Source organism: Umezakia ovalisporum Ak1311, assembly GCF_029891685.1.
GTDB lineage: Bacteria > Cyanobacteriota > Cyanobacteriia > Cyanobacteriales > Nostocaceae > Umezakia > Umezakia ovalisporum.
This window is the reverse complement of sequence record NZ_JANQDJ010000025.1, coordinates 22,138-43,380: the sequence shown is the minus strand read 5'-3', so window position 1 is coordinate 43,380 and position 21,243 is coordinate 22,138. Positions and strand designations below refer to the sequence as shown.

Below are 21,243 nucleotides of genomic sequence, written 5' to 3'. Positions count from 1 at the left end.
ATATTGCTTTAGTAATTTCTCCACAAAACTTAAACTTACACAGAATCTTTTTGCTAATTGACGTTGTGATATTCCACTTTCCAAGTATGTATCAAGTATTTTTTGGCGAAAGTCGAGAGAATATGCTTTCATTTTTACCATCAAGTAGATGCACAACCTTATCTTAATAAGTGTACATCATTAGACTGGAAAACGCTATATATGCAGAGAAATTTAATTATGGTCAGATGCAAGAAGTAACATTATTAATTAGAAATTCCCAAAAATTAAAGGTGATTATTAACTCTAAGCTTGCTCAATGCTATCGGCAACAGGAATTTTGTTATTTCTATCATGGAGTAAAAAGTATAATTAATCCAGATGGGTCTTATGGTGAAAGAATTATGTTTGATGCCATGCCTCTATATCTATCTAATATATCTTTACAACTGCAAATAGAACAACAAAAACTTGATTATAGAGAAATGAATATATTTCAAGGTCATCAGCGATTGTTAGTTTTTCAACAGGGATGCGATGGCAGAAATTTTCGCAGTCTACAAGTTAATATTCAGGAAAGATTTACTTTGCCTGTTTCTTGTGCTGTATTTGCTTTGTTGGGTTCAGCAATAGGAATTAATCTAAAATCGAGAATTAGATATAATAGCTTTACTATAACATTAGTAATTATCCTGTTATATGATGGAACTCAATTAATTACTAACATTCTTATCATATCAGAAATTATTTCATTTTATTGCATATGGCTACCAAATATAATTTGTACTGGTGTGGGAGTTTATATTCTAATTAAGAAAAATTCACTATAATCAAGGAAAACAAACCAACAAATGACAGTAAAATAGGATAAAGTAACACCAGATATAACGGGTTTGGGCTGACTTAAATTTGACTAAACAACAGAAAAGCCAAATGCGCCAAAGAGGAGAATCATCTAAAGAACAGATGCTAGCAGTGCTGACCCACCTAATAACGCCAATAATTAGAGTAAATGGGGGAAAATGTGCGATGGCGCCGTGAACAACGCAATTCCCAATAATTCTCCACTTTTGGCACTTAACCTTGACACTAAATAAAAAACTAGATGAACCCTAGTAAAATTTATGATTTATGAGTTATGAGTGAGTAAAAACTGATAGTTTGATCAAAATGTCCAAAGAATTTGCCATTGGTAGTAAAGTCAAAGTTGTAGCACTACCCCCCTACGTCAAAACCGCAGACCCCATGCCCATGCTACGCCCCCCAGATGTGATTCGCATAGGAGAAGAGGGTACAGTCCTTGACCGCCGTCCCGGAGGATATTGGGGTATACACTTTGCTAGAGGAAAGTTTCTCTTAGATAGCCAATATATTGAAAGCATAGATACTCCACCGGAATCTCATCAAGGTCACGAACAATTGTAAACTTGTGTAAAGTTCTCATTTTGGTGTGTACCATGATTTCTCGGCGCAATTTTTTCAACATATTACTTGTCAGCTGTTTTGCTGTTATCAGTTGGTTGCATCTTACCCCAGCTGCTCATGCTCTTGGTGGTAAACTTCCGGCCATCAATCAGCCTGCACCGGAGTTTACCTTGCCTACTAACACAGGTGAGGGGAAAGTTTCTCTCTCTGATTTACAGGGTAAGTGGGTGGTCCTTTATTTTTATCCCAAAGACTTTACCTCTGGTTGCACTATAGAAGCTCGTCGTTTTCAGCAAGACTTACCCAAATACATCAAGAAAAACACTCAGATTATTGGTGTTAGCGCTGATGATGTTGATTCCCACGCCGAATTTTGTGATTCAGAGGGGCTAAAATTTCCCCTATTGGCTGATACCACTGGGGCTGTGAGTAAAGCTTATGGTTCCTGGATCGGTGTTGTGTCAATGCGCCATAGTTTTATTATTGATCCCGAAGGGATTTTGCGTCAGATTTTTCTCAAAGTCAACCCATCAATCCACAGTACAGAAGTACTAGCACAACTAGAAAAGTTACAGTCTATGAAACCATAGTGGGAGGGTAAGAACTTCTACGCTTTAGCCAGGGGATGAAACGGGAGTCAAGGGGATTTATCGCCGTGTTTCCTTATTTGCTACCTTGATGTTCAAGGTACTTTTTAACTACCTCAGTGCCAGTGGTGTCCACAAAGAAGGTAGTTTTTTTAACTCTGGAAATTACCTTCTTAAGTAATTTGATGCCCTACCCTTGCTAGGATCTGATTTTTAAATTGTGGTTTTTGCCCATTATAAGACCCTGGGCAATAAACTATTAATTTTCCTTGTGCTTGTGTTGGTTTTAGTCCTTGAGTTATTAATAAATCGTTGTCAGTGTAAAAACCATGTTTTGATAAAGTTCTTTGAGCAGGAAGTTTTCCTGATGCATCCCATGTTTGCAATGTTTTCACTGACACATGGATTCTTGGAGCAAGCTCATGAGGTTTAAACATCAAACATCTAGAAGTTTGTCCATTTATCTGTCAATTAGGAATTACTCACCTTTTTCCTGAAGGAGCGATCGCCAATCTGCAATGGCCTGTTCTGTCCACAGCCAATTGCTACTTAATTTACTAATCTGAAAATTTATCGGATCATTCCTCAGCACAGTTTGAGATTGTTTGATGGCTTCTTTGATATACTGTGCTTGTTTAGTACCGGGTTGATTTGGCGCGGATTTATACAACCCAAGAGCTAACCCAGCATAGGAAGTTAAAGCGTCTTCAGATATTGTTGCTTCCAAAGTTCCGGATTTAGCAGGAGGATTATTCTGCTGTTGGAGAGCTAAAGTCAAAGCCTTAAACCAAGAGTGATTAGCTCCATTGAGATTGCCTTGTGCATAGTAAGCAAATCCCAAAGCATTATTATACAAGGGCGAATCCGGTTCAGCCTGTACAGCATTTTCCCAGTAACGGCGGGCATCATCTATGCTGTATTTCTTGTCTCCACTCTGCACAGACTGCCATGCTAATCGTCCCTTAAAAAAACTAACAGATGGATTATCCAGTTGGTTTTTAGGAATTAAATTCAAGCAGGTTTCAGCAGCACTCAGCGCCCCGCGATTAAGTAGTTCTCGTACCACCATCAATCCTTCTTGCAAGTTACCCTGGCTTAATTTTTCTGTAGCTTTGGCAGTCACAATTCCAGTCACAGCCTTTGTGATCTCGATTTCTGGTTCATTTCCGCCGACTCTAGACTGGGTAGGAATTGGCGGTATGTCGGATAAAAACAATACTTGTCGATTTTGCCACCACCAACCCAAGCCCATCAAAGTAGCGAAAACTAGGGTCAAGGTTACCAACCTATTTGCGCCTATAATACTGAGAATAGGCGGCAGTTGAGGAGTCCAAGATTGAGGATTTAATGGGGTTGGTGGTGATGAACTGCGGGCGGAGAGATTATTCCCATCTTGTCTCAAATCTTGAGTGTTTTCCGTTAAAACTGTTGGTATTTTTGTCCATAATTCCACTATTTGGTGATCCACAGCAGCAACATCTTCCTCAGCCTCATCTAGCGGAAATTGGTCAGATCTCATGGATTGCCCAAGTGTGCCACTCAATTGCTCATTGACTGCTTTTTGTTGATCTAGCTGACGAAACAAATCTGACACTAAGGCCGAATCTTCTGCATAGTCAGGGTCATCATACTCAATTTCATCAACTAAATCCCCCCATGTCTCTTCACCTAGCCAGTCTAAATCTGAACCATCATGACCTAAGCCAGAAGGAATCATGTCATCAATGGGTAAAGCCATATCCGCATCATCTGCCATTGCAAAATACATAGCAGTGGGATTTACTCTCAAAGGCGGATTATGAGTATATCCTTTGAGTGAATCTACACTTAAAGACATTTCTGAACACAACAAACCGTCAAAATTCTGTTGGAGATATAAAATTGGTAACGCCCAGTAACTTTGGTGAGAACCATAAGCAGAAATTAGTCCCTGACGTACCCGACTAACACACAAATCCACGGGATATCCCTGGCTGAGATTGCGGTAAAATAATTGTGTCAAGGTTAACGCTACCTCGTCAGGAATTCTTTCTGACATAGCCAAAACGCCCCTAATTCCCCGCCTCACTAGGCTTTCGGTTAAATTACGTTCACCCGTCAAATCTCCGGCGGGATCTGATGTGGCAGTGTACGCCCCCCAACAGGAATTAAACACCGCCATTTGAATATTATTGTTGACCAACAAACCGGCTAAGTCATTACCGCTGAGGGTTTCCGTTAAGCCAGTTCTTCTACTAACAAGATAAATTTGTCCACCGTTGGGTCCTAAGTTACTGTGACCGGAGTAGTGTAAAACTTGATAACTTCCCTGTTCTAAAGCCTGGGTCAATTCTTCTCGCCCTGGTTGATCTAACAGGGTTAGTTCTATCTCCGGTAAATGATTGCCACTTTCGTTAGTTCGTGATGTTTGACGGTGAAGTTCGCCTTGCAGTTTAATAGCTTCTTGTTTCAGCAAGTCTAGACGAACTTGATCAGGAGGAGAAGCCAGCACCATCAAAACTTTGACTCCACGGGTTTCTGACATTGTTGGTCTGTTTCTTGAAGGCAAACGAGATGTTGCCATCATTCCGCATTGGTACCGAGAAAAAGCAATATAAGGGCCAGTGGCCAGAGGGCGATCGCCTGCGTGCATCACTTCCCACGGCAAACGTGCTAACCTGATGTCTTTTAGCCCCAAACGTAAACGCAGCAATTGTTGGTGGTTCTGGGCAATACCTTGGGCAGTAATCCAACTGTCTCTGAGAGTACCTTGAAACAGTGCGTTATAAAGTTGCTGTCCCAATGCCACCAGATTAACAGAGTTTCTAGCAATGGCTTCTCCCTGCAACACTGATTTCAGTGGGTCATTCATTAGATGTCCAGCAGACACCAACCACTCAGCTACAGGCCAAGTTACGAGTTCTTCTGCCAATGGCACCCCAGGGGCAACTTGTTCCGTCCGCACCAAATAGTCATTCTGCCCTACTGGGGTTACGGAAAGGTGAAATTCCTGATTAAACTCCATAAATCAATGTTTCCAGCCATTTTGCTTGCATAAACACTCAAACAATTTTCCAAAGGGTTATTTTTGGTGTTTGGGCATTTATTTGGGCATGGTTTTATACACAGGGTTCATGCTCAATTAATGCTTATTTTTCATTATGACAAGTGAATCATATTTTTAGTTTCTTGTATTTTTGGGATGTCATAACGGAGAATGTCACAGAAAAAATACATCCTCATGAAAAGTCCATAAGAATTTTCTCCGGAAAAGGTAGTTACAGCTAGAAGATTAAATTAGTAGATGCACCCTGATAACTAACTCCCCTGACTGGCTAACACCCGTTGGGGGATTTTTTTTATGTTTTGACAATCAGGATGACGGGCTTCTCCGGAGAATAGTAGTTCCATGGTGAATATCGAATTGGTAGATGCAACCTCATAATTATTTCCCCTAACTGACTAACACTCACCAGGGGATTTTTTTGCGACCTTAACAGTAACCATTTTGATGATAATGTTCTCCGGATAATAGTAGTTGCAACGTGAATATTCAATTGGCAGATGCAACCTCATAATTAGTGCCGTTTAAACAATTTGTAGAAAATTGTGAGTGCGTAACGGATCAACCGCTACAGGGCTAAACGGCAAGGCTTTTGTTCCCTGGTGGAAGACTTCAGGAATTACTTTTTTAATCGTGTCCAATAAACCAATTACATCCGAGTTGAGTTTTATTACTTTGGCTGATATGTACGGCTTAAAGGAACTAGTGGTAACCCCTGCCTGACTAACACTCAGTGGGGGATTTTTTTATTCTGGAAACAGAAACCATCATATCACTAATGAGAATTTTGTCCAGAATGAACTCAACTCTTTCATCTAAAAACAGATTCTTGATCAATGCGTCCTGATAATTAACTCCCCTAGACCGCCACCACTGAGGGATTTTTTTATGTTGGGTATAACCAACATTCCCATTTGTGACAATTTTATCCCGAACATCCCATTTAGTCCTAGAAAAGTTTATTGGCAGATACACCCTAAACACTAGCTCCCTTCGCTGGTTGCCACCACAAGGTTTTTTTACTTAAACGAAATAATAACAAATCTTGGGAAAGATTCATCCGGAGGGCTAGACGTAAGCTCAGAACATTTAATTAGTAGATGGACCCTGACAAATAACTCCCCTGACTGACAAAAATTGGATGGAGTTTTTGGAGAAAGTTTTCTGCCGATAGGCTTGGCTTATTTCTAGCGGCTTAGGCCAATATTATAACGCAAGGTTATAAAAATATTCTAGTGTTGATGGTTTTTTATTGTTATTAGTGTCATGATTTGTTAACTAAACCAACGAGTAAACCGTTTCCAAAAATCTGTACAAAACCACCAAGAAGAAGTAGATGTAACTGAACAAATAAAACTTAACAGTTAACGTTGTGCCTGTATAAACCTCTCGAGAGTTTACTGTTTTCGCAGTTTGACCTGATGTTAGCAGTTAGATACTCTTAAAGGATTAACAGAGGACTTAAGTTGTTAGTTTTTTAATAAGTGGTTTACACAAATTTTTTCCAGGCCATCACACCGAGTCAGCTTCTGCATCCCGTAGCAATGAAACTTGAGTTTATAGCACCAGGGTCAGCTATCTCCATAATAATATTTCCAAACAGAAAGGGCCGTCTAGATATATTTCCCAACCATGCTACACTGTTAGACCCTAGTTGGCAACCTCTGCACCCATAAGGTTTTTAAAAGATTTTGAGCATTGATGACAGTTTCTAGCTGGATTCACCCCAATAGTACTACCTTAAAAGGAAGATAGTAGTGCATTGTTGCATTACTTACCGTACTTTCTTAAAGTATTTTCTGGCTGTTAGACAAAACTAGAACTAGTAGATGCTTTTACTGTAGTTTCCTATATCCTATCATAGTTTTTGGCTAAATATTTAGCTAAATATACAGATTTTTATTGGCTAGCTTTGAGGGTAGAAAAAAACCAGGTGATAATTTCGTTATGGGCTTTACAGCACAACCAATGAAGCTAACCCCTGCTTGCATCAGACAAATAAAGCCTGTGTTTGCTGAAACCATTAATTTTTTTTATAATTTTATTGTTCATTTTTTCAAAATGTGATAATCTCCCTAGAGCTTACATAGCACGTAGCCTCATGAGTTTAGCTGTTATTAAATTTTCTTCAGAAGAATGCGGCATCTGCCACAAAATGTCTTTTTATGACAAAAAGGTAGCTGAAGAGCTGGGTTTGGAATTTATTGATGTAAAAATGCAAGATACCGCTACTTACCGTAAGTATCGCAAAATTCTGTTGACTCAATATCCAGATAAATCAGAAATGGGATGGCCTACTTACATAATTTGTGATTCTCCAGAAGGAGAATCACAAATTGTCGGCGAAGTAAAAGGAGGTCATCCCAAAGGTGAGTTTAGAACCCGTCTACAAGAAGTTCTCAATTCGGTAGGTAACAACTAGCAAAAAATCCTAAAGCATCTCAAATGACTGGACTTCCAAGATAGGTCCAATCATGGCCATGGTCATGATATCTTCACGCACCCGTCCTGTAACTTTTGCTGTTTGTCCGGATTTGAGCAAGTTTTTGTCAGCACCTCTAAGGATTTCGTAAGTATTACCATCATCTGTAACTAACGCCCAAGCGCCAGTACCAATATCTCGACGTTGAATAGTACCTGTAACTGTGATGCTCATAATTTAGAAGGTAGGAAGTAGGGAGTAGGGAAACTAAGATATTGCAGCCTAATTCCCCATGTTCCGCTTATGCTATTTGATTGTCAGTTTTTAATGCTAAACGAGCTAGTCCATAACACAGTAAGGCATTGGTGATGAGAAAAATCCGGGCTAGGTTGCTACTTCCTAAACCCCAAACTGCTGGGTCGTAAATGGCACTAACTGTCAAAAATGCCGCGCAGCCCAGGGTAGAACCAATGGCAAACCATTTCCAGCTAGGATGTCCTAAGAATAATGCCATTAGTACTATAGGAATTAGTACGCTGGCAAATATGGGATTTAAGGCGTTTGTTCCTTGTAGAGTGTTGCCTAGTTCCGGAATGGAACTACCTAAAAGCCGGAAAGGCCATTGGGGTAGGTCAAAGATATATATTCCCTTGAGGAAAAATAACCCAGAACTACCAGCAATTAAACCACTGGATAAGGACCAACTCCAAGTAAAGGGGAAGTAAACCCGCAAAAACCAAGCCAGCAGATAGGAACCTAATACCATCAGTAGTTTAGGTAACAGTGCTACCGCACCACCATCAATCCAAAATCGGGGGTTAAGATAACCGTTGTCTCGTAACCACCTGAAGAAATCTTGGAAGCTGATTTGCCCTGTAGTCGCAAGTTTGACTGCGGCTTCGGCATTAAGTTGTCCAGCACCGTAATAGTTTAAGCTATCATCTTGGATAACTCGTGCTGATTGCTTTATAACTTTTAATACTTCGTCTGGTTCTTTGACTCCAACAGCTTTAATTAGTGCGGCTACGCCAGCAACGTGAGGAGAAGCCATGCTTGTACCCTGGAGTCCAAGAAATATTCCTTCGCCGTTGTTTTCAGGGTTGATAGTTTCTTGGATAATTTTACCCATGTCACTACCACCAGGGGCAGAAATATCTACCCCTGCTCCAAAGTTGGAATAAGGGGCTTTTTCTCCGTCTGGGCCGAATGCAGCAACGCCAATAACATGGGGGTAACGTGCGGGATAACTTGCCCCATTGTGATTTTCGTTTCCGGCTGCGGCAACAATTGTTACACCTTTTTTATGAGCGTAGTCAATGGCTTCTTTCATTAATTGGCTTTCGCCATCGCCGCCTAAGCTCATATTAATGACATCAGCACCATTGTCAGCCGCAAATTTAATCGCCTCGGCAATATCGGCAACAGTTCCCCCACCATACTCACTGAGTACCTTTAAAGGCATGAGACTAGCCTCGTAAGCAATGCCGGCTACACCATATTTATTATTGGTAGTTTGGGCAATGGTGCCGGCAACGTGAGTACCATGTCCGTTGTCATCTGTGGCTTCTTCGCCATCCCTTACAAAATCATAGCCTTTGACGAATTTGGTGTCTATCAAGTCGCGCACGGGAGTGATACCAGTGTCAATTACTGCTACTATGACACCACTGCCTTTGGTTTGACTCCATGCCCCTTCCATGCCAATGTTGTGCAGATTCCACTGTTTGCTGTAATATTGGTCATTAGGTCCCACTAATGAAGGATCTGCTGGATGATCTGGAGATGAAAGTACTTCTTCATACCCAGTTGCTTGAGCTGGTAGAGGAATCTTTGTATAGATATAATTTGGCTCGATTAATTCTGTAAATTGGGCGAATGAAGATTTTTTCAGTTTTTTCAATCGCTGGCCATTGCCTTCAATAATATACACATTGTCCTGGTTGGAAAATTGATTGTCTAATCGGGGCGTGACGTTGTATTCTTGAGCGATCGCTTGTAAATTCTGCTGTAATACCTCTTTGGGAAGGTCTTCCCGAAAATCTAGCAAAATTGTCTCAAAATCACCTTGATATGCTAAACCATGAAAATTCAGGAAACCAAAAACAGCAGCCCCTAGCCCGATGACAAATAAGCAAAATAATATAAGTTTTTTCATTTCAACTCATCACAGCTTTTTGCCAGTTTGCTCACTACCATAACCTATCCTCACACCTCATTGGTGTACTTTGTACAATTTTTACGCAATATTTAGGACTGTTAAAACAATGGAACGTGGTCTTTTATGGTTACCTTTATTAGCAGCATTTTTCTGGCTGGCTTGGCAAGGTTCAAGGGAGTACCAAAAACTTGAAGCATACCGTATTTGGGCGGAGCAATTTGAAAAATCAAAGTATGATATTTATGCGGTTTTGGGTCTAAAAGATAACAATGTAACTTGGGGGAAACCCACACCTAAAGCACTGATAGAACTAGAAACTTTTTCTTTACTGGATGTCAGCGAAATACGTCTTGTAGTAGACAAGAAAGTGGTAACAACAGAAAATCACCCCCAAAAAGGTCGAATTATTGAGTTAGAATTTCTCTTTCCTGAATCCAAGTCAGTACACGTTCCCTTTACAGAAGTTCCTCTAGCTGCAAAATGGGCTAAGTATTTACAAAGTCTACTTGATACTCTCCATGGTTAAAAGGCAGGGATTCTTAAAGAATCCACAGTGGTATTTGCATGAATGGGTAATATTGTTGCTTCGTTTGTATTTTTGACTCATGTATTAATGATATAGCTCACCCTCCTATACTGATGATGTGAAGACTTCACAAAGATTATATGAAATGGAGCTATATAATATTCAGTGTGGTTGAAGTCACCATCGGCTTATCCCCATGTTTGAAGCCAGGGGACTGGGTCTCGTTTCTTGGTCAATGTTCTAAGTTGGCTGTACTAAGCCCAGCAAACACCATCTCAACCATAATTTTTATGAATGTATGAATACTGAAATACTTTCTCAAGTACCTGTGGTTTTAACCATTGCTGGTTCAGATAGCGGTGGAGGTGCCGGCATTCAAGCTGATTTACGCACCTTTGCTTTTCATTGTGTCCACGGTACCAGTGCAATTACCTGTGTGACTGCACAAAATACCCTAGGAGTAGCACGGGTTGATGCTATGCCAACAGAAGCCGTCATAGCCCAAATTGAAGCAGTGGTGAAAGATATTGGTGTCCAAGCTGCCAAAACTGGAATGTTGCTCAACCAAGAAATCATCTCTGCTGTTGCCGAGCAAATAGAAACATTACAAATCAATAACTTAGTAGTAGACCCCGTAATGGTGTCACGCACAGGGGCGCAACTAATTGATGATCATGCTGTCAAGACTCTACGTAATGCCCTATTACCTAAAGCTGCCATTGTCACACCAAATCGTTACGAGGCACAAATTTTGAGCGGTTTACCAATCAATACCATAGATGATATGCGCGCAGCCGCTCAAGTCATACACCGAAATCTCAAGGTAAAAGCCGTTTTAGTGAAGGGCGGTGGGATGCAGGGTAAGTGTCATGGTGTTGATATCTGCTTTGATGGGGAAAAACTGGAAACTTTGATGACAAAGCAAGTCGAGACTAAAAATACCCACGGTACTGGTTGTACATTATCAGCTGCCATTGCGGCTAATCTGGCTATGGGTATGGACTTATGGTCAGCGGTACAAAAAGCAAAGACCTATGTCACCACCTCACTCACTTATGCTCTAGATATTGGCAAAGGACAAGGCCCTGTGGGACATTTTTTTCCCCTGTTAAAAAGTTAAGGGTAACTATACTCTGATAGTACCTTTGTGATATATCATAGCCTTAATTTTTGATACCAAGTCCCTGATGCAAACAACCCCAAGTTCTGTTCACCACAATCCAGCAAAACCTCCAATTCCTGAAACCTACCTTCCGTCTGTGCCAGTGTACGTATACCGACAATTGGCAAAAGAGTTACAATTGACACAAGCAAAACTAAATGCACTCACTGAGCAAAAACAGCAACTAGAGCAAGAAAATCAATTACTACGCCAAGAAATTGGCAAGGTTGTAGAGTCTTTTTTACATCTGCAAAAGTTTGTAAATTCTACTCATGAGCGGAATGATCCCCAAGGTACCCTTGTTACTGGTGAAGTTAAAAGTCCTGGACAAAAATCCTCTCCACCTCAGCAGGTTCCTCCTCACCGTCCACCTGTTGTTAAGCCAACCAGGGTGTCTGCACCTGTGGAAACCAATCACCAGAGGATGCCAGAAACATATGTTGTGGAGGAAGAAGTTAACTATTATCCTCCAACGGAGAAAGAAGTTAAAGAATTCAGTGGTTGGTGGTTAGCTATCGTTATCTTGTTAATCATTTTTACTGCTTTTGGTGCTGGGTATTTGATTGTGCGTCCTTTACTGGAACATCAAAATCGTTAGTTGACAATTCCAGCGCCAATGTACTGAGACAAACTCAGTTGCTTTCTTGCTGTTTAAGCATTAATATTTGCTGATGCTCCCCATAGCTAGAAGCCAGGGGATTCTTAAAGAGTCCACAAACCAAGTTTCAATGGTGCTATTAAGGACGCCCCACTGATTCCACTAAGGTCTAAACCTAGTTTTATCCCTACCTTAACTAAAAATATCAGCACCACCGTTCCCATGGGCATTCAACAAAATATTTTTTGCTGTCGGGTACAATCCTCGTTTTACCCGGTTTCCTGATGATTACCACCCTTCAGGTTTTTGCCTGAATTTAGGTAGCACATCTCATTTTTTGGTTAAATAATTGTCTGAAGATACAAAAGTTACATACAACTACCTGAGAGGTCTTTTATTAGAGCGCATACAGTTTAAAAAAAGTTGCAAATCTTACATATTCTTTTAGAATAGCTCTCATGGTCAAAGGTCTGACATTATATCTCCATATCTCCTGAGATATTTGACACTGATTCAAGTCAGTGTAACCTTGGGAAACTTGGTGGAAGTGTTACATCTCCAATTTGAAAATATGGAGTTTTACGACTATCGGGTAAATTGATAAACGAACCTATTAGAAGTCAGGAGTCAAGATGATGAAAAAAGTAGAAGCAATTATTCGCCCATTTAAGCTGGATGAAGTAAAAATTGCTTTAGTCAACGCTGGTATTGTCGGCATGACTGTTTCTGAAGTCCGGGGGTTTGGACGGCAAAAAGGTCAAACAGAACGCTATCGGGGTTCCGAATACACTGTTGAGTTTCTGCAAAAACTCAAAGTAGAAATCGTGATTGAAGATAGCCAGGTGGATATGGTGGTAGATAAAATCATTGCTGCTGCTCGCACAGGGGAAATCGGCGATGGCAAAATTTTTATCTCCCCTGTAGAACAAGTTGTACGTATTCGGACTGGGGAGAAGAATACAGAAGCAGTTTGAGTTTTGGGTGCTGTTAAGTAGCTCAACCTCAGAAAATCTCAGCTGTGGTGGATTGACACGCCTAAAATAGTGCCTGGGATAAACCCGCCATTAATGTGGATTAAAAGTTTTTCTCACAGCATTGTTTTGGCTGTGTCATGCTGATGCTTTGACAATCCCCACAGCTATAAGCTGGAGATTCTTGCTTCAAAGGTATTCCAATGAATTTACCCTTAGCTTAATTAATAAAAAGTGAGCTTTATAAAGCTAGTCCAAAGCAGGGCCAGGTTTTTCGCTTTTATCGGTAATCAAGGTAATGATATAGCTAAGTTTAAGTTTTATGAAGTTTAATTGCTTTTAATAATATTAAATAGCGAAATATTACAAAAAATTGTGCTATATCAGCATTTTTTAACAATTATCATAATTACTAATTACACTGGAAATATAAATAGCTTTTTACATGAGAACGGACTGATTAATTAACAGCCTTGATTTTAAATACACAGCTTTTTATCATCAGGATTATGGAAAATTATGAATTACTGCCCTTGTTGTTCAGGATTACTTTTGCCCCATGTGCGCGCTTCAGGCTTTGCTTGGTTTTGCCGCCATTGTTGGCAAGATATGCCAGTGTATAATCGAGTAAATTCTAGTTTGCTCGAAGAGGTTTTTGTACAAAAAATAGCCGAAAAAATTGAAAATCGCCATCAGCATAGAACTTATGGCAGTAAAGGCAAAACTATCACTGGGTGGGTTGGAATGCAAGATGTACCGGTGTAATAGCAAAGGCTTAATTGATATCCTATTTGCCTGTAGTTAGATAAAAAAAACAGTATAAGCCTTAAAAATAATTTGATTAGCATTCATAAAATATTCGTGAGCAACCAGAATCCCGATATGTTCAATCTACCGGGATTATAATATTTTCAATTCTCAGGAATCATAGAAAAGGCTATGTAATCTTGTATCTGCCAAATTAATGCAAAAAATGGCTCTCATGTCAAAACCCAGAATCAATGTGTGGGTTTTGTCTCAGTGTTTGTTATTTATTTTGCTTGTCAATCTTCTTCCCATGTTTCACTACTCAATAGGTCAATTATCCTATCTCTGAGCAAAAATTCGTTTTTTTCTAGTTCCAACTCAAATAATATCCAATCATGATTAGGAACATATCTACATAGGGAATAAATTGGCTGTTGACGGTCAATAATTCCCTTTTTGACCAGTTGACGCGCCTCTTCCCTAATAACCCCAATATCATATTTAACCGCAGTATCCATACACTGTTCCTCTTTTTTTCATCAAGGAATTGATATTCAACACAATAAGTTTTTTTGCTTGATACTCAACTGATCCGAAAAAATAGAAAAATTGTGAAGAATGAAAACATTTAAATTGTGAGAACCATCTTTTTTTTAATACGAAATTGCAGTTACAGAGGTAAATTTTTGTTATGAGTCTAGCCTAAAGCAACTCTATACCTCTACACCTTGCTCAGAATCGCATATTTAAACAGGAATTGGTATCAGTCTTTAGGTAGACCCCTCCACAGGCCTGGATACTGTTCAGCACAACCATTAAGTAGTTCCCTAGCCACAAATATGGCACAGGTATTTGATTTGATGATTGTGCGTCAAGAAAATCTGAGGGATGGCGTGGTACGATGCACTAGCAGTCTGCCCAAAATCCCCGTGATTGCTAAATTCACAGACCTTGCATAAGTTAACCACCTAACTCCGGCTTTTAAGGGGCTCAAGATATTTGCAGGACTGCTAATTGATTCGCTAGGCTATTAGCAGCCTATTTTTTTTTAGGTGCGCTATGGATTTTAAAGGCAAAGCCACCATTCCCACTACTAGGAAAAATATAGAATTTCCTAAACCGAGTCATACCTATCAGCCATTAGAATTGCTGCGGTCTACCGAGGCTGCACTACGTCGCCCCACTGTAGCGACACTAATATCGATATTACCGCCAAAACTTAGTCATAAATTACAAGTAGCATCAACTGTAGCTGATGAATCCTTGCAGGAACTCGCAGAAATTAACATAGAAGAAATTAGCGACTTTGAACTACGTCCTGTACGGATTTATGTTGGTTTAAGCTTTGTTGGTTTTGGGGGGTTGATGATACTTGTGCTACTGCTTTATTTGAACTCTTTGCATCCTGCACTCAATACCATCGCTCAAATTCGCCAATATTGGTACGAGTATGTTTGGTGTGTTAGCTTGGGTGTAACGGGAATGTTTATTTTAGGTAGAGAAGCAATGCGTCCTAATTTTAGAAGCAAAAAATTTAAAAAACGATAATTAGAAAAGGTTAAAATTTAGTGCTTACCTAGCTTGGTATACAAAGATAAACGGCTTGTGATTTTCTCAGCCAGGGAGTTTGTTTCCTGGATGGTTATGCGACTGAACTGATTTGAGGCACAGGATAATATAGGTTATATTTCATTTGGTTAAGTTCATGATTATGTATACCAAGTAATCTGAAAATCATCTAGAATATTTCAAGCTAACAAAATCTATAAACAGAAGGTCTTGTTGTTGCTTGCAAAATAAAGTATCGGATGATGTAACATATAGAATATATTCATTGGTAGTTCGTAATCTACACTAATAATTTATTCTCCTATGGTCTAATTAAATCGCTATCTTGACCAACTGCATTAGAGCGTTTACTGGCTAGTGCTTACTCGTAAGCTTATCAGGCGTGAGTGTGACAAAGTAGATACTGGCACAAAAAAATTGCCACAGTTGTTTTTATGATTTAGGATTAGGTTTTCTCATCTAAACACTTTTGAAGCAAGAAAAAACCCCATTTTATCAAGCTGAGAGATGAGCTTAGGAGTTTTTTAGTTAATTTCAAGCTGGTTTGGAATTTGGTAATATTTCCGTTAGATGGTGATTGCTGTCAAGATAGCTGTTCCAGGTAGAGTTGATTCTTTCAACCACATCCTGACTATGGATGATTAAATTGCATAAAGTATAAAATATCGCCAACAAGATAGAAAAGGCAGGAATATGGGGGCAAAAACTGTCCCCTTGTTACTGTGTGTGCCATTCCCAACTCTTCATTATTTAGTTATGACTTCCCCAGAAAGTAACCCTGAGTTTGAAAATCTACTCAGTTATCTTAGACAAAGTCGGTGCTTTGATTTCACAGGCTATAAGCGCTCAACTTTGATGCGCCGGGTACGGAAGCGAATGCAATATTTTTCCATAGAAAGCTTTGAGGATTATTTAGACTATTTAGAAGTTTATCCAGAGGAATTCAGTCAATTGTTTAACACCATTTTGATTAATGTGACCAGTTTTTTTCGAGATGTTTCAGCCTGGGAATTTTTAGGACAGGAAGTACTACCCAATATTGTGGCACTGAAAAATAACTTGGAGCCAATCCGGATTTGGAGTGCAGGTTGTGCGTCTGGCGAAGAAGCTTACACTGTAGCCATACTCATGGCTGAAATTTTGGGAGCAGAAGAATTTGGAAAACGGGTAAAAATTTATGCCACAGACTTAGATGAAGAAGCTTTGACTCAAGCCCGTCAAGCTCTATATTCAGTTAAGGATATCCAAGTATTACCACCTGGACTGAAAGATAAATATTTTGAGTTTACAGGAAATAACTATGTCTTTCGCCAAGATTTACGCCGTTCAGTTATTTTTGGTCGTCATGATTTGCTGCAAGATGCCCCAATTTCTCGTTTAGACCTGCTCATATGTCGCAATACACTCATGTATTTTAATTCTGAGACCCAGGGGCGAATTATGGCTCGGTTTCATTTTGCTCTAAATGATACAGGATATCTTTTTTTGGGAAAAGCAGAGATGCTGTTATTACATTCCAATTCATTTAGTTCCGTAAATTTAAAAAATCGCATTTTCAGGAAAGTATCAGTAGGAAACTTGCGGGATCCCTTGCTAGTTATGGCGAATACAGTAGATCCAGGATCTACCAACAGATTATCTCAGCAGATGCGGCTGCGAGAAATGGCTTTTGATTCCCTATCCATCGCCCAAATAGTAGTGGATGCTAATGGTATATTAGCGTTAGTTAACACTCAAGCTCGTACTGTTTTTGGTCTTTCAACTCAGGATTTAGGTCGTCCCTTTCAAGATTTAGAACTTTCCTACCGACCCATAGAACTGCGGGCACCCATTCAACGGGTTTATGCAGAAGGCCATACCATCACTCTGACAAATGTAGAACGCTATTTATCCAATGCAGAAATGCAATATTGGGATGTACGAATTATACCTTTGAAAGATTTGGATAACTCTGTATTAGGTGTAAGTATCACTTTTGAAGATGTTACCCGTGTTTTCCAACTGCAAGAAGAATTGCAACGTTCCCGACAAAATTTGGAAACTACTAACGAAGAACTCCAATCTACTAATGAAGAATTGGAAACTACCAATGAAGAACTCCAATCTACTAATGAAGCATTGGAGACAATGAACGAAGAACTACAATCCTCTAATGAAGAATTACAAACAATTAATAACGAACTCAACGAACGCACTATAGAACTCAACCGCACTAATCTTTTTTTGGTTTGTATTCTCAAAAGTCTGCAAACCGGAATAGTAGTAATTGATAAAAGTTTTAATATTTTAGTTTGGAATTATATGGTAGAAGATTTGTGGGGATTAAGAACAGAAGAAGTATTAGGAAAATCTTTATTTAGTCTAGATATTGGTTTGCCAATTGAGCAATTGCGATCGCCTATCCGAGATTGCCTATTTGGGAAACAGCAGTTCCAAGAAATGATTTTAGATGCTACCAATCGCCGGGGTAGATTGATAAAATGTTATCTCGCTATTACTCCTTTATTTAGTACAGAAATAGAAGGAGCAGTATTGATTATGACAGATGTACAGCGAATCGAAAGTATGATAAACAGCACATAAATTCTATAAAGACAACAGCAACAACAATCTAATTCTTTAGATTAGATGAAAAAATCCATACCCAGCTTACCCCAAGAGTCCAAGGGAAAGAACTGCCACAGTCTTTTGTTCTACGAGAGAGGTTTTCGAGACAGAAACAACTATAGGAGAAATCACAGGAGAAGAAGGTAAATGATCAAGGATAATTTAGAGGAAGCTATTGCCAAAGCTCATAAGCGATTAGAAAACTTATCTCAGCGTGCTAGTCAAGCAGAAAAACCTTGTACTTCTACACAACTCTTGCAAGAAGCCATCGCCCAAACTTCAATTTCTTTAGAAGAACTACATGTTTTGGCAGAAGAGCTAACGGAACAAAACCAGGAATTAGCCGCTATCCGCCATCTTGTAGAAGCAGAACGTCAGTCTTACGAAGATTTATTCAATTTTGCCCCGGATGGATATTTAGTTACTGATATAACTGGGATAATTCAAGAAGCTAACTATGCGGCGGCCAAGTTACTTAATGTCAGTCAGTCTTACCTCATGGGCAAACCGCTTTCTGTATTTATCCATCAGACAGAATTGCTAAAATTTCGCTCCTTGCTCCTGGAATTACGGCAGAAAAAACAGCAACGCACAGAACAATTACGGATATTCCACAACAAAGGGGAAATAGACTTTCCGGCGGAAGTAACCATTGTCGCCAGTGACAGTAATTATCAACACAAAAAACAAGGCTTGAGATGGTTATTCCGGGATATTAGCGATCGCCTCCAAGCACAGCAAAAAATCAGCGAACAGGCGGCGCTGCTAGATATTACAACAGATGCAATTTTAGTGAGAGACCTACAAAATCAAATTTTATATTGGAACAAAGGAGCAGAAAATATTTATGGCTGGCGGGCTGAGGAAGCGATAGGAAGAAATACTTGGGAGCTGTTGTGTCCAGAACTTTCGCCTCAACTCACAGTGGCGCTGAAAACTGTTTTAGAGCATGGTTCATGGTTTGGAGAGTTGAGACAACTAACCAGAAACGGTAAGTCCATTATCGTTAACAGCCGTTGGACACTAATGTATGATGCCGCAGGTTTGCCCAAATCCATTATGAGTGTTGACACCGACATCACCGAGAAAAAACAACTAGAAATACAACTTCAGCGCGCCAAGCAATTAGAAAGCCTCGGTACTCTGACTAGTGCCATCGCTCAAGACCTTAACAATATCTTTTATCCGATGATCACCGTGGCGCAACTGTTACCCATTAAACATCCCCACCTAAGCGAAAGTTCAGTACAAATGCTTAAGTTATTAGAAACTAATACCAAACGGGGAATTGATTTAGTCGAGCAAATTTTGTCATTTACTAGCAACTTTCACACAAAAGGCTCAACTGTATCACTATCAAATCTGATGAAAGACATTGAGCAGACAATTCAACAACTATTACCTCAATCTATCCAAACAGATATAAGCATACCTGCAAATATAGAGATAGTTTCGGGAGAGCAAACCCAACTGTATGAAGTATTGATGAACTTGTTAGTGAATGCTCGTGACGCCATGCCTCAAGGTGGCAAACTAGGAATCTCTGCCAAGAAAGCCTTCATTGATGAAAGCTTGACAAAAAAACATATCGGTGCCAAAGTAGGTTCCTACGTAGTGATTACAGTTGCTGATACCGGAGTTGGTATTGATCCAACAATCATCAATAAGATTTTCACACCCTTTTTCACTACCAAGGAAAAGAATAAAAATCCTGGTTTAGGTTTATCTAAAGTAATTGGTATCGTCAAAAGCTACGACGGTTTCGTAGAAGTATCCAGTCAAGTAGGAATTGGTAGCCAATTTCACATTTACCTGCCCAGTAGTGAAAATAGCACTTTGTCCACAGGAGACGAGAGCAAAATGCCCACAGGAAACGGAGAATTAATTTTAGTTGTAGATGAAGAAGCAGCAATCACTCAAATTACCAAAACCACATTAGAGATTCACAACTACAAAGTATTAATTGCTGAGAAAGGAATTGACGCTCTTGTTCTTTATAGTGAACACCAGCAAGACATTCAACTAGTGTTGATAGATATGATGACACCATCCACATCTGGGACAACAGCCATTCGCACCTTGCAAGTCATCAACCCAGAAGTAAAAATTATTGCCATGAGTGCTATTTCTGGTGCTGAAGCTTTAGTACAGGCCAGTGTGACAGGGATTCAAGGATTTTTAGCAAAACCTTTTACAGCGGAGGAGTTGTTGAACTCTATACATAACGTATTGATTGCTAAAATTGCATCAGATGAATAGAGAAATTGCCGCTTTGTGTTCTTTAATGGCGGCTCTATGCCATTACTGCCATTAGTCATGGGTGTTTGTCCATAGCCAGTTGGTTTTTTAGCACCGCGATTGCGCTTTGTGCAATCGCGGAGGCAATCGCCAGTGGGTGTAGTTGTTAAACATTGCCCACTCCAACCTGTATCACCAAGGGAAAGTAACTGTAGAATTGGAAGTCTGCAATCAGACCCCCCAGACCATGGGCTTATTGCAAAAAATATACTCTTCCCAATGATTAATGACCAATGAGGTACAATGCAAACAAATATTTAAATTATCAGCGCCGATCCACATGATCTCATCAGAAAATAACAAAACATCCACTGATAAAAGCTTAGAAGCAATGCGGCATTTTTCCGAGCAGTATGCTAAACGTACTGGAACATTCTTTTGTTCGGAACCTTCTGTCACCGCAGTGGTAATTGAGGGACTAGCAAAACATAAAGATGACTTAGGTTCGCCTTTGTGTCCCTGTCGCCACTACGAAGACAAAGAAGCTGAAGTGAATGCTGCATATTGGAACTGTCCCTGTGTGCCCATGAGAGAACGCAAAGAGTGCCACTGTATGCTATTTCTCACCTCAGACAATGAGTTTGCTGGAGACAAACAAGAAATTAGTCTAGAAACCATTAAAGAAGTGCGAAACAGCATGGCATGAGCGAAATTATCCCCCAAGAGTTTTGGCAAGGAGTAGAACAGTTTAACTCTGGGCACTTCTACGCCTGTCATGACACCTTAGAAGCTTTGTGGATAGAAGCAAAGGAACCAGAAAAAACCTTTTATCAAGGCATTTTACAAATTGCTGTAGCACAGTACCATTTGGCTAATGGCAACTGGCGAGGTGCAGTAATTTTACTGGGAGAAGGCAGCAACCGCCTGGGACGTTACCCATCTGTTTATAGCAACATTGATGTGGACGAGTTATTAAGTCAGAGTGCAGCATTGTTATCAGCACTACAACAAATCGGAGCAGAAAAGTTTAGTGCTGGTAACTCGGATAATAGTCATGGTTTGCCTAGACCAAAAATTGTGCTAGGGAATAAGTAAACTGTAGCCGATTTAAAAAAGCTGACAAATGCCAACAAATGCCAGCTTTTTGTCGGCACTCTCCAGTTGAAAAGCTAACATCTCAAGATTTCCGTCCAGTTCAGCGAAACCTTCAG

General features: G+C 39.8%; 19 protein-coding genes. 14 read left to right on the top strand and 5 right to left on the bottom strand.

Going from position 1 to position 21,243, the window contains the following annotated elements:
- Window positions 1-170 precede the first annotated feature (170 nt).
- The 3 genes from NWP25_RS03745 to NWP25_RS03735 all read left to right on the top strand — a co-directional run bounded on the left by NWP25_RS03745 (window position 171) and on the right by NWP25_RS03735 (window position 1,994).
- Window positions 171-809, top strand: coding sequence for an LptF/LptG family permease (locus NWP25_RS03745; protein ID WP_280698890.1), 639 nt, complete (start codon window positions 171-173; stop codon window positions 807-809).
- Between the two features lie 340 nt (window positions 810-1,149).
- The gene (sipA, locus tag NWP25_RS03740) at window positions 1,150-1,404 is read left to right on the top strand and encodes a regulatory protein SipA (protein WP_280651244.1); all 255 of its coding nucleotides are present in this window, start codon (window positions 1,150-1,152) and stop codon (window positions 1,402-1,404) included.
- A gap of 32 nt (window positions 1,405-1,436) precedes the next feature.
- Window positions 1,437-1,994: a peroxiredoxin gene (locus NWP25_RS03735; protein ID WP_280651243.1), complete on the top strand. Its 558-nt coding sequence runs from the start codon at window positions 1,437-1,439 to the stop codon at window positions 1,992-1,994.
- A gap of 170 nt (window positions 1,995-2,164) precedes the next feature.
- Here the strand turns inward: NWP25_RS03735 and NWP25_RS03730 are convergent, their stop codons facing one another.
- Window positions 2,165-2,428 carry a MerR family transcriptional regulator gene (locus NWP25_RS03730; RefSeq protein ID WP_280651242.1) on the bottom strand — a complete coding sequence of 88 codons (264 nt, stop codon included), beginning with the start codon at window positions 2,426-2,428 and terminating at the stop codon, window positions 2,165-2,167.
- Window positions 2,429-2,469: 41 nt separating this feature from the next.
- A complete protein-coding gene (hetF, locus tag NWP25_RS03725; RefSeq protein ID WP_280651241.1) occupies window positions 2,470-4,995 on the bottom strand; it encodes a cell division protein HetF in 2,526 nt (841 codons plus the stop codon).
- Between the two features lie 2,140 nt (window positions 4,996-7,135).
- On the opposite strand from hetF, the gene NWP25_RS03720 reads away from it, so the two are divergent.
- Window positions 7,136-7,456: a thioredoxin family protein gene (locus tag NWP25_RS03720; RefSeq protein ID WP_280651933.1), complete on the top strand. Its 321-nt coding sequence runs from the start codon at window positions 7,136-7,138 to the stop codon at window positions 7,454-7,456.
- Window positions 7,457-7,465: 9 nt separating this feature from the next.
- Here the strand turns inward: NWP25_RS03720 and NWP25_RS03715 are convergent, their stop codons facing one another.
- Window positions 7,466-7,690 (bottom strand): hypothetical protein, encoded by a 225-nt coding sequence (locus tag NWP25_RS03715; protein ID WP_280656261.1) that lies wholly within the window; start codon window positions 7,688-7,690, stop codon window positions 7,466-7,468.
- 67 nt (window positions 7,691-7,757) lie between these two features.
- Window positions 7,758-9,611 carry a S8 family peptidase gene (locus NWP25_RS03710; protein WP_280651935.1) on the bottom strand — a complete coding sequence of 618 codons (1,854 nt, stop codon included), beginning with the start codon at window positions 9,609-9,611 and terminating at the stop codon, window positions 7,758-7,760.
- A gap of 109 nt (window positions 9,612-9,720) precedes the next feature.
- Between NWP25_RS03710 and NWP25_RS03705 the strand changes: the two genes are divergently transcribed.
- The 5 genes from NWP25_RS03705 (at window position 9,721) to NWP25_RS03685 (ending at window position 13,636) form a co-directional block, all read left to right on the top strand.
- Complete coding sequence (locus NWP25_RS03705) at window positions 9,721-10,140, top strand: hypothetical protein (protein ID WP_280651936.1); 420 nt, start codon at window positions 9,721-9,723, stop codon at window positions 10,138-10,140.
- A gap of 298 nt (window positions 10,141-10,438) precedes the next feature.
- Window positions 10,439-11,260 carry a bifunctional hydroxymethylpyrimidine kinase/phosphomethylpyrimidine kinase gene (gene thiD / locus NWP25_RS03700; protein ID WP_280651937.1) on the top strand — a complete coding sequence of 274 codons (822 nt, stop codon included), beginning with the start codon at window positions 10,439-10,441 and terminating at the stop codon, window positions 11,258-11,260.
- Between the two features lie 67 nt (window positions 11,261-11,327).
- A complete protein-coding gene (locus tag NWP25_RS03695) occupies window positions 11,328-11,900 on the top strand; it encodes a hypothetical protein (protein WP_280651938.1) in 573 nt (190 codons plus the stop codon).
- A 635-nt stretch (window positions 11,901-12,535) separates the two neighbouring features.
- Window positions 12,536-12,874: a P-II family nitrogen regulator gene (locus NWP25_RS03690; RefSeq protein WP_006197171.1), complete on the top strand. Its 339-nt coding sequence runs from the start codon at window positions 12,536-12,538 to the stop codon at window positions 12,872-12,874.
- A gap of 516 nt (window positions 12,875-13,390) precedes the next feature.
- Window positions 13,391-13,636: a hypothetical protein gene (locus NWP25_RS03685; protein WP_280651939.1), complete on the top strand. Its 246-nt coding sequence runs from the start codon at window positions 13,391-13,393 to the stop codon at window positions 13,634-13,636.
- A gap of 278 nt (window positions 13,637-13,914) precedes the next feature.
- On the opposite strand, the gene NWP25_RS03680 is transcribed toward NWP25_RS03685, so the two are convergent.
- Entirely contained in the window at window positions 13,915-14,136 is a 222-nt protein-coding gene (locus tag NWP25_RS03680) for a DUF4327 family protein (protein ID WP_280651940.1), read from the bottom strand.
- Window positions 14,137-14,677: 541 nt separating this feature from the next.
- Between NWP25_RS03680 and NWP25_RS03675 the strand changes: the two genes are divergently transcribed.
- The 5 genes from NWP25_RS03675 to NWP25_RS03655 all read left to right on the top strand — a co-directional run bounded on the left by NWP25_RS03675 (window position 14,678) and on the right by NWP25_RS03655 (window position 21,127).
- A complete protein-coding gene (locus NWP25_RS03675; protein WP_280651941.1) occupies window positions 14,678-15,166 on the top strand; it encodes a hypothetical protein in 489 nt (162 codons plus the stop codon).
- A 777-nt stretch (window positions 15,167-15,943) separates the two neighbouring features.
- Window positions 15,944-17,770 (top strand): CheR family methyltransferase, encoded by a 1,827-nt coding sequence (locus NWP25_RS03670; protein ID WP_280656258.1) that lies wholly within the window; start codon window positions 15,944-15,946, stop codon window positions 17,768-17,770.
- Between the two features lie 171 nt (window positions 17,771-17,941).
- Complete coding sequence (locus tag NWP25_RS03665; RefSeq protein WP_280698888.1) at window positions 17,942-20,053, top strand: PAS domain-containing hybrid sensor histidine kinase/response regulator; 2,112 nt, start codon at window positions 17,942-17,944, stop codon at window positions 20,051-20,053.
- 319 nt (window positions 20,054-20,372) lie between these two features.
- Entirely contained in the window at window positions 20,373-20,738 is a 366-nt protein-coding gene (locus tag NWP25_RS03660; protein ID WP_280651944.1) for a ferredoxin thioredoxin reductase catalytic beta subunit, read from the top strand.
- On the top strand, window positions 20,735-21,127 hold the full coding sequence (locus tag NWP25_RS03655) for a DUF309 domain-containing protein (protein WP_280651945.1): 393 nt from the start codon (window positions 20,735-20,737) through the stop codon (window positions 21,125-21,127). Before NWP25_RS03660 ends, NWP25_RS03655 begins: the two co-directional genes overlap by 4 nt.
- Window positions 21,128-21,243 lie beyond the last annotated feature (116 nt).